Genomic DNA, 8650 nt, shown 5'->3' with positions numbered 1-8650 from the left:
CCGGCGTGCCCGGCGTGCCCGGCGTGCCCGGCGTGCCCGGCGTGCCCGGCGTGCCCGGCGTGCCCGGCGTGCCCGGCGTGCCCGGCGTGATCATCTTCGATGGCGGGCGGGCCCGCTGCCGACGCTACCTGTGAGCCGCGATCAGAGCGCGATCCACTCCGTGGCCGTGGTGGCCGCCCGCAGGATCTCCGGCACGGGCTCGACGCCCAGGCCCGGCCCGGTGGGGACCGCCAGGTGACCGTCCCGCAGCACGAACGGCTCGGTCAGGTCGGTGTGGAAGTAGCGGCCCGACGCCGAGGTGTCGCCGGGCAGCGTGAAGCCCGGCAGCGCGGCGAGGGCCACGTTGGCGGCCCGGCCCAGGCCGGTCTCCAGCATGCCGCCGCACCACACCGGGACGCCGTGCGCGGCGCAGACGTCGTGGATCCGGCGGGCCTCCAGGTAGCCGCCGACCCGGCCCGGCTTGACGTTGACGATCGCGGCGGCGCCCAGCCTGATCGCCGCCGCGGCCGTGCGGGCCGAGGTGATCGACTCGTCCAGGCAGACCGGGGTGGTGATGAGCCGCGCCAGCTCGGCGTGCCCGAGGATGTCCTCCTCGTCCAGCGGCTGCTCGATCAGCAGCAACCCGAACGGGTCGAGCCGGGCGAGCTGCCGGGCGTCCGCGACCGTGTACGCCGCGTTCGCGTCCACCTGCAGCAGCACGTCGTCACCGAAGCGTTCCCGGACCGCGCGCACCGGCGCCACGTCCCAGCCCGGCTCGATCTTCAGCTTGATCCGCAGGTAGCCCTCCGCCAGGTAGCCGCCGACCGCGTCGAGCAGCTCGCGGAGCGAGGACATGATGCCGACCGACACCCCGCACGGGACGCGGTCGTGCACGGCGCCCAGCTCGCGCGCGAACGAGCGGCCCTGCGCGCGCAACTCGGCGTCGAGCACGGCGGTCTCCAGGGCTGCCTTGGCCATCCGGTGCCCCCGGAACGGCGCCAGGGCCGGCCCGACCGCGTACGCGTCCAGCCGGGGCGTGGCGGCCAGCCGCGGGATGAGGTAGCGGCGCAGCACGTCGGCGGCGGCCTCGGTGTATTCGCTCGAATACCGGGGGTCGGTCATCGCCACGCACTCGCCCCAGCCCTCGGCCGCGCCGGTGACCACGCGCACCAGCAGGATGTCGCGGGCGGTCTCGGTGCCGAACGAGGTGCGGAACGGCGAGACCAGCGGCATGCTGACCCGGCGCAGTTCGATACCTTCGAGTTTCATCGCCCGTGCTCCTCGGTGCCGCGGGTCAGGACGTACCAGCCCTCCCGGTCGAAGCCGGTGAACCGCAGCCGCTCGGCGAGCAGCGCGCTCAGGGTGTCGCGCAGCGCCACCCGCCAGCCCTTCGCGGCGCCGGGTGCGCTGCGGCGCAGCGCCTCGATGTCCGGCGGGACCGCCACCAGCAACGTCTGCCCGCGGAAGGAGCCGGGCACCGGCCCGCCCGAGGGTGACCGGCGCAGGGCCACGGTCGCGGTCGGTGGCCGGACGCAGCGCTGCGGCTTGCCGGCGCTGGCCGAGACCACCGCCGGGGCGGCGAGATCCCAGCGGACCAGCAGCCGGTCGCTGTCGTCGTCGCCGTTGATCCGGTCGTGCATCGCACCGTAGAAGTTCGGCAGGTATTCCGTCGGCACCGCGGCGAGCTTCGCCATGTTGAAGTAGGCGTTGCGGGCGACCAGCGGGTCGAAGGTCCAGCTGATCGTGCTGATGCCGCGCTGCAGCGCCCAGGCCCGCTGGTGCTGCTTGAGGGCGAAGCCGACGCTGCGCCCGGCGGCACCGGCGGAGACACCGGCGATGTGGCTGTGCAGCTCCCGCTCGCCCGGGGCGGCGAAGAACGCCACCGCGGCGCCGACCAGGGTGCCACCGTCAAAGGCACCGGCCACGTAGTTGCCGGATTTCGCCAGCGCGCGCAGCAGCTCGGTGGTCAGCAGCACGTCGGTCGCGTCCTCCTGCCAGATGCCGGCCAGCAGTCTGTCCAGTGTGGTCAGTTCGGCCAGGCTGCTCACCGGCCGGACCAGCACCCGCGCGGCCCGCGCGGCCGAACCGGCGGCCTCCAGCGCCGCGGCGATGACCCGGCTCACGGGCGGTGCTCCCCGTCCGAACGCCCCGCCGCCACCCTTGAACCGACTGAAGGCTCCCCGTTCAGCAGGTCGGTGATGAGCCCGGCGATCAGCGCCGCCCGGGCCGGCAGGGCGTCGACCAGCACGTGCTCGTCGTCCGCGTGCGCGCCGCCGCCCACCGCGCCGAGGCCGTCCAGGGTGGGCGTACCGATGCCGGCGGTGAAGTTGCCGTCCGAGCCGCCGCCGACCGCCGCGCCGGTCGGGGCCGGCAGGCCGAGGCGCTCGGCCACCCGGGTGGCCCGCAGCATCAGGGCCGCGGAGGCGGAGGCCGCCATCGGTGGCCGGTTGGGGCCGCCGGTCACCTCCAGCCGGGCGCCGGTGAGCACCGGTCGCAGCGACCGCATCGCGGCGTCGACCCGGCCCTGCTCGGCGGCGTCCCGGGCCCGGACGTCGACGGCGACCTCGGCCGTGGCGGGGACCGTGTTCGCCGAACTGCCCGAGCTCGCGAGGGTCGGCGTGACGGTGGTGCCGAGGCCCGGGTCGCCGAGCGCGGCGACGGCCAGGATCTGGTGTGCCAACTCGACCGTGGCGTTGACGCCGCGCTCCGGCTCCAGGCCGGCGTGCGCGGCGTGGCCGTGTGCGCGTACGAGATAGCGGGAGACGCCCTTGCGCTCGGTCTTGAGCGCGCCGCCCGGCGCGGCCGCCTCCAGCACCAGGGCCGCCGCGCATCCCGCGGCCGCTTGTTCCACCAGCTCGCGTGAGGTCGGCGAGCCGAGCTCCTCGTCGCTGGTGATCAGCAGGGTCACCCCGGCCGGCACGTCCAACTCGGCCAGTGCGTGCAGCGCCAGGACCAGCCCGGCCTTCATGTCGACGCAGCCGGGGCCGCGCAGCACCCCGCCGGTGACGTCGAACGGGTGGGTGGTCAGCGAGCCGAGCGGCCAGACCGTGTCATGGTGGCCGAGCACCAACACCCGGGCCGGGCCGGGGCCCAGCTGCCAGCGCAGGTGGGTGCGGCCGCCGGCCGTCAGGCGTTCGGGCGGCATGCCGAGGTGGCGCTCGCCGAGCTCGGCGACCAGGTCGGTGCTGCGGGCCAGCGCGGCCGGGTCGGTGGAGGGTGACTCGCAGGCGACCAGCTCCTCGATGTCGGCGAGCAGCCGCGGCAGGCGCCGCGCCATCCGGGTCACGAGATCCATGTCAGGTCGCCCTTCGCCGGTGACGGGTGTGCTCAGCGTAGGCCCCGGCAGCCCCCACCGGGGGGCTGCGGCGGGTCGCGCTCGCGGTAGTGTTCGTCCCCATGTGCCCGGGTACCCACGCAGGACGGCCGATCCGGTGACCAGCACGCTGCGACCCGGTGACCCCCGGCGACTCGGCGGCTACCAGCTGCTGTCCCGGCTCGGCGAGGGTGGCATGGGCACGGTGTTCCTCGCCGAGGACGAAGAGTCCGGGCGCCTCGTGGCCGTGAAGGCGATCCGGCCCGAGTACGCCGACGAGGACGAGTTCCGGGCCCGTTTCCGCAGCGAGGTGAACCGGGCCCGGCAGGTGCCGCCGTTCTGCACGGCCGAGGTGCTCGACGCCGACCCGGAGCACACGACGCCGTACCTGGTGGTCGAGTTCGTCGACGGGCCCAGCCTGGCCGAGGTGGTCCAGGAGCAGGGCCCGCTCACCGCCGGCAACCTGCACAGCGTCGCGATCGGGGTGGCCACCGCGCTCGCCGCCATCCACGGCGCCGGGGTCATCCACCGCGACCTCAAGCCGCGCAACGTGCTCTTCTCGCTGGGCACGCCGAAGGTCATCGACTTCGGCATCGCCCGGGCGTTCGAGGCGACCAGCCAGCACACCCGGACCGATCAGATGGTCGGCACGGTGGCGTACATGGCGCCGGAACGCTTCGACTCCGACAGCCGGGGCGTCACCGCCGCCGCCGACGTGTTCGCCTGGGGCGCCGTGGTCGCGTACGCGGGCACCGGCCGTACCCCGTTCGCCGCCGACTCCCCCGCCGCGACCGCGGCCCGCATCCTGACCCAGCCACCCGAGGTCTCCGGCCTGCCCCGCCCGCTGCGCGACCTGGTCACCCTCGCCCTGGCCAAGGAGCCCCGGGACCGGCCGAGCGCGCACGAGCTGCTGGAGCTGCTGCTCAGCGCCGGCCCGCAGGAGTCGCTGACCCTGGCCCAGCGGCCCGAGCTGCGGCAGGCCGCCGAGGCCGCCCAGCACTCGGGGCGCCACTCCACCGGCGGTCGGCGGCGCACCCGCACCGACCCGGCCGGCCCGCCCCGCCGGCGCCGGCGGCTGATCCGGCTTCCGGTCGCCGGGCTCGCCGCACTCACCGCGCTCGCCCTGGCCGGCGCCGGCATCTACGGCCTGTCCACTGCGGACTCCGACGGTGGCGCCGCCCCGGCCGGCCAGATCTCGGTCGCCCCGCCCGCTCCCCGGACCGTGCGCGGACCGAGCATCGTGGACCGGCTGGACCGGCCCGGGCAGTGGACGGCGCAGACCATGAGCACCGGCGGGTCCTGCGACTTCCGCGACGCGCTGGTGGTCACCACCGGCGAGTCCAACGAGGTCCAGTGCCCGGGGCCCACCGACAGCTTCGCCGGTGACCAGTCGATCGCCGTCGACGTGACCGTCCGCCGCCCGGGCAGCTGCGCGCTGATCTGGTTCCGGTTCGCCGGCCGCAGCGGCTACCGGTTGTCGGCGTGCGAGAGCCTGATCCGGATCGACCTGGAGGACGACGGCGCCGACACCACGGTGACCAAGGTGACGTCCGACGCCTTCCGGGCCGGGCACCGGGAACGGCTGCGGATCGACCTGCGCGGGCAGTCGGCCACCGTCACGGTCGGCAGCACGCCGGTCCTCCAGGCCCCGATCACCGACCCGGCGCTGGTCGCCGGCCAGGTGCTGCTCGGCGTGGCCACCGCGACGGCCGAGGGCCCGGCCGAGGCCTCCTTCGCCGCTGCGGAGTTCCGGTCGCTGTGAAGCGGATCCCCGGCCTCGTCGCCGGCCTCGTCACCGCCCTCGCGCTGCTCACCGCCGGGTGCACCGCGTTCGACGAGCAGCCGGCCCCGTCCCCCACCTCCGCGCCGGCGTCGGCCGCGCCCACGCCCACGTTCACCGACGTGAGCCGCGGCGACACGGAGTCGGTGGTCAAGCTGCTGAAGTACGACGCGCGGGCGCTCGCGGTGGTCGTCGAGCCCACCGTCTTCCTGGACGGCACCACCTTCTGCACCGCGTTCGGGATCCCCGGCACCGACCCGCGCTGCGAACGCTCCTGGGTCACCGAGGACAGCAAGACCAAGGTGACGCTGCCGGTCACCACCCGGGCGAAGCTGCTGACCGTGCGCGACGGCGATCCCGAGTGCATCGACGAGCGCACCGGGGCCGGTGCCTGCTTGTGGGACCCGGCCGAGCTGGCCCGGCGGACTGCCCCGGCCGACGGCATCCTGGTCCGGCTGACCACCGAGGACGGTACGGCCACCCGGATCGCCGAGGTCTACCTGCCCTGAGCCGACCTGCCCTTTTCCGCCGAACTCAAGCGAAGACCGGACATCGAGTGATGTCGTTGCTGGAACCTCGCGTATCTTGACGTACCGGTCGGCCTCAGTGACCGCCGACTTCCCCCACGGCAGGACGCGAGATGGCTGACGATTCCGAGCGCGAGGACCCGGTGCTGGTCCGCCCGTACATCACCACCCAACCGGGCGGCGGGATCGCCGGGCACGACGACCGGCCGGCGCAGACCTGGCCGGCGGCCGCTGCCCTGCCCGAGGACGGCACCCGGGAGTTGCCACGCGTCGCCGAGCCGGCCACCGTCGTGGACTCGGCGGCGAAGAGCGCCGTGCTGCGGCGCCAGCGGTTGATTGTCCTGGCCGGGATCGGCGCGCTCGCGCTGCTCGGCGGCGCCGGCCTGTACCTGGTGCTGCCGTCCGGCGACGGCAACCCGCCCGCGGCCGCCCGGACGGCGCCACCGGAGCCGGGCGTGTCCGGTTCCCTCGCGGCGGCGGCACCGGTGGCGAGCGAAGCGACCCGGCGCGCGTCCCCGGGCAGTTCCGCCGCGAGCCGGACGCCGGTCACCAGCAAGCCCGTGACCAGCTCGGCACCGGCCGTTGCCGGGCAGGCGGCGAACACCACGCCGGCGTCCGGCGGGCCGAGCGCGACGCTGGCGCCACCACCCGGCACGGCCCGGACCGGGCCGATCACCGCGGCCGGCGGCCGGTGCCTGACCCTGGGCGGCCTGTTCGCCGTCGACGGCGCTCCCGTGCGGACCTCCGGGTGCAGCGGCGTCAGCTATCAGCAGTGGACGCTGGCCAGCGACGGCACGCTGCTGGTCGTCGACTGGTGCGCCGAGGTGCGTGCCGACGAGGCCAGGATCGGCGGCTGCGACGGCCGGCCCGCGGCGCAGTGGCGGGCCGGCCCGAACGGCTCGCTGGTCAACCCGGAGACCGGCCGCTGCCTGACCGACCCCGGCAGCCTCGGCGCGACCGTCACCGTCACCGCCTGTACGGGCGCCGCTGACCAGGCGTGGAAGCTGCCCTGACAGGGGCACACCCATCGCGACTCACCGATGCATGGATGGTAGAAACTTCAACTGTCCGCGATGGACGCGCCGGAGACAGCCCGCCGGCATCCCTCAGGAGTAACGGAGCCCCATGCCTCCCTTCGATCTGTCCCGACGTTCCCTGCTGCTCTCCGGCGGCGCCGCCGCGCTCGGCGCCGGCCTGCTCGGCGGCGCCTCCCCCGCCTCCGCTGCATCCCCCGCCTCCGCCTCCGCCTCCGCGCCCGCGCCCGCGACCGCGACCCGGCCCGCCCCCGCCGCTGCTGCTGCCGCCGTCACCCCCGCCGCGGCGCTCGCCCGGCTGTTCGCGGGCAACCAGCGCTTCGTCACCGGGCACGCCCGCCACCCGCACCAGAGCCTGGCCGACCTGCACGCGCTCGCCGCCGGTCAGCACCCCTTCGCGGTGACCATCGGCTGCGCCGACTCGCGGGTCCCGCCCGAGCTGCTCTTCGACCAGGGGCTGGGCGACCTGTTCGACAACCGGGTCGCCGGCAACATCGTCGACGACCTGCTGCTGGGCAGCATCGAGTTCGCCGTCGAGGAGTTCGGCAGCCCGCTCATCGTCGTGCTCGGCCACGAGCGCTGCGGCGCCGTCAAGGCCACCATCGACGCCATCAAGACCGGCGCGAGCGCGCCCGGGCACATCGGCACCATCGTGAACGCGCTCCGGCCGATCGTCGAGCCGCTGCTGGACCACCCCGGCGACGTCGTCGACCTCGCGGTCCGCGCCAACGTCCACGCGCAGGCCGCGCAGCTGACCGCGCGCAGCGAACTGCTCGCCGAGCACGTCCACGCGGGCGACCTGCGGATCGTGGGCGCCCGCTACGACCTCGACACCGGCCGGGTCACGCTGGTCGGCTGAGTCGCCGTCGCCGGGCGCGCGGTGGTCGTTTCGCCGGGCGCCCGGCGACCTCACACTGCTACGCGCCCTTTGCTCTGCTTCCCTATCGGAAACACCGGCCGCTCTGCTTCCCCACCGGAAACACCCACCGCACTGCTTCCCCACCGGAAACACCCACCGCACTGCTTCCCCACCGGAAACACCCGGCAGGCTGCTGCCGGGCATCGGCCGAGAGGCGTTTCCGATACGGAAGGACCCTGTTGCCTAATTCGCGGCGCGCTGGTTGTGGTCCGTGACGTGGTTGTTCTGCCCGGTGAGGGTAGGTCGTCGTTGGTGGTTGGTGTCCTGGGTGAGGTGAGTAGCGGTGTCGATGCGTCCGCGTCCGTTGCCGGAGGTTGATGTGCAGACTGCGGTGGTGGCTAGGGCGGCGTTCAGGAAGCCGACGTTGGCGATGCGGGTGCGTGATGAGCTGGGTGAGGTCTTCACCGATGGGGCTGGGCTGCCGCGCGTTTTCCGGACAGTGCTTTTAGCGTGTTTTCACGCCGCTAATGTGTTGTCCGTGCGTCCGCTGAGAATTTCGTACGGCGTCTTATAGCCGAGCGCCGAGTGGATCCTTTGGCGATTGTAGTACAGTTCGACATAGCGCACAATAGCGTCTCGTGCGTGGGCTTTCGTCGGGAAGACGGTCCGGTTGACCATCTCATTTTTCAGGCTGGCATTGAACGATTCTGCTAGGGCGTTGTCCCAGCAGACCCCCGTACGGCCGACCGAGGACCGCAGACCGAGTTTCTTCAGCGTCCGGCGATACTCGTGCGACATGTATTGGCTGCCGCGATCAGAGTGGAAGATCGCACCTTTCGGTATGGTGATGTTACGGGCCGCCATCTCAATAGCGTCGACGACCAACTCGGTGCGCATGTGGTCCGCGACCGCCCAACCGACGACTGCCCTGGAGTAGCAGTCGATCACCGTCGCCAGGTAGATCCAGCCCTGCCACGTGTGCACGTACGTGATGTCCGCGACGAGCTTGGCGCCGGCGGCGGTCGCGGTGAAGTCCCGGCGTACCAGATCCGGCACGCGGGCCGCGGCCTGCTTGTCGGGACGGGTCGTGACCTGCCATTTCCGCGGTTGGGCCGCCCGCAGACCGACCTGAGCCATCAGCTGGCGGACCAGCTCCAC

General features: G+C 73.8%; 9 protein-coding genes. 4 read left to right on the top strand and 5 right to left on the bottom strand.

Annotated features, from left to right (window positions below; all coding sequences use genetic code 11):
* Positions 1-141: 141 nt before the first annotated feature.
* From menC to DMB66_RS57405, 3 genes are read right to left on the bottom strand one after another with little or no spacing between them, the layout of a single operon-like run.
* Positions 142-1248, bottom strand: coding sequence for an o-succinylbenzoate synthase (gene menC, locus DMB66_RS57415; RefSeq protein ID WP_125812396.1), 1107 nt, complete (start codon positions 1246-1248; stop codon positions 142-144).
* The gene (locus tag DMB66_RS57410) at positions 1245-2102 is read right to left on the bottom strand and encodes a GNAT family N-acetyltransferase (RefSeq protein WP_233625577.1); all 858 of its coding nucleotides are present in this window, start codon (positions 2100-2102) and stop codon (positions 1245-1247) included. The genes menC and DMB66_RS57410 overlap by 4 nt, the downstream gene beginning before the upstream one ends.
* Positions 2099-3274 carry a M20/M25/M40 family metallo-hydrolase gene (locus DMB66_RS57405; RefSeq protein WP_233625576.1) on the bottom strand — a complete coding sequence of 392 codons (1176 nt, stop codon included), beginning with the start codon at positions 3272-3274 and terminating at the stop codon, positions 2099-2101. The genes DMB66_RS57410 and DMB66_RS57405 overlap by 4 nt, the downstream gene beginning before the upstream one ends.
* Positions 3275-3410: 136 nt before the next feature.
* Here DMB66_RS57405 and DMB66_RS57400 point away from each other — a divergent pair, with 136 nt between their 5' ends.
* The 4 genes from DMB66_RS57400 (at position 3411) to DMB66_RS57385 (ending at position 7492) form a co-directional block, all read left to right on the top strand.
* Complete coding sequence (locus tag DMB66_RS57400) at positions 3411-5054, top strand: serine/threonine-protein kinase (protein WP_125812395.1); 1644 nt, start codon at positions 3411-3413, stop codon at positions 5052-5054.
* Positions 5051-5581 carry a hypothetical protein gene (locus DMB66_RS57395; RefSeq protein WP_125812394.1) on the top strand — a complete coding sequence of 177 codons (531 nt, stop codon included), beginning with the start codon at positions 5051-5053 and terminating at the stop codon, positions 5579-5581. Before DMB66_RS57400 ends, DMB66_RS57395 begins: the two co-directional genes overlap by 4 nt.
* Before the next feature lie 131 nt (positions 5582-5712).
* A complete protein-coding gene (locus tag DMB66_RS57390) occupies positions 5713-6612 on the top strand; it encodes an RICIN domain-containing protein (protein ID WP_125812393.1) in 900 nt (299 codons plus the stop codon).
* 112 nt (positions 6613-6724) lie between these two features.
* Positions 6725-7492: a carbonic anhydrase gene (locus tag DMB66_RS57385; protein ID WP_125812392.1), complete on the top strand. Its 768-nt coding sequence runs from the start codon at positions 6725-6727 to the stop codon at positions 7490-7492.
* Between the two features lie 243 nt (positions 7493-7735).
* Here the strand turns inward: DMB66_RS57385 and DMB66_RS62060 are convergent, their stop codons facing one another.
* On the bottom strand, positions 7736-7957 hold the full coding sequence (locus DMB66_RS62060; protein WP_158647707.1) for a hypothetical protein: 222 nt from the start codon (positions 7955-7957) through the stop codon (positions 7736-7738).
* Between the two features lie 51 nt (positions 7958-8008).
* Positions 8009-8650: IS3 family transposase (locus DMB66_RS57375; RefSeq protein ID WP_158647706.1), on the bottom strand; the 642-nt coding region annotated here is incomplete at its 5' end.

The sequence above is a fragment of the Actinoplanes sp. ATCC 53533 genome (assembly GCF_003947245.1).
This window is presented reverse-complemented; position numbering and strand designations above follow the sequence as displayed.

Excerpts from the sequence above, each read along its gene's own strand:
- menC (WP_125812396.1), bottom strand. The coding sequence starts at position 1,248 with ATGAAACTCGAAGGTATCGAACTGCGCCGGGTCAGCATGCCGCTGGTC.
- DMB66_RS57405 (WP_233625576.1), bottom strand. The coding sequence starts at position 3,274 with ATGGATCTCGTGACCCGGATGGCGCGGCGCCTGCCGCGGCTGCTCGCC.
- DMB66_RS57390 (WP_125812393.1), top strand. The coding sequence starts at position 5,713 with ATGGCTGACGATTCCGAGCGCGAGGACCCGGTGCTGGTCCGCCCGTAC.
- DMB66_RS57385 (WP_125812392.1), top strand. The coding sequence starts at position 6,725 with ATGCCTCCCTTCGATCTGTCCCGACGTTCCCTGCTGCTCTCCGGCGGC.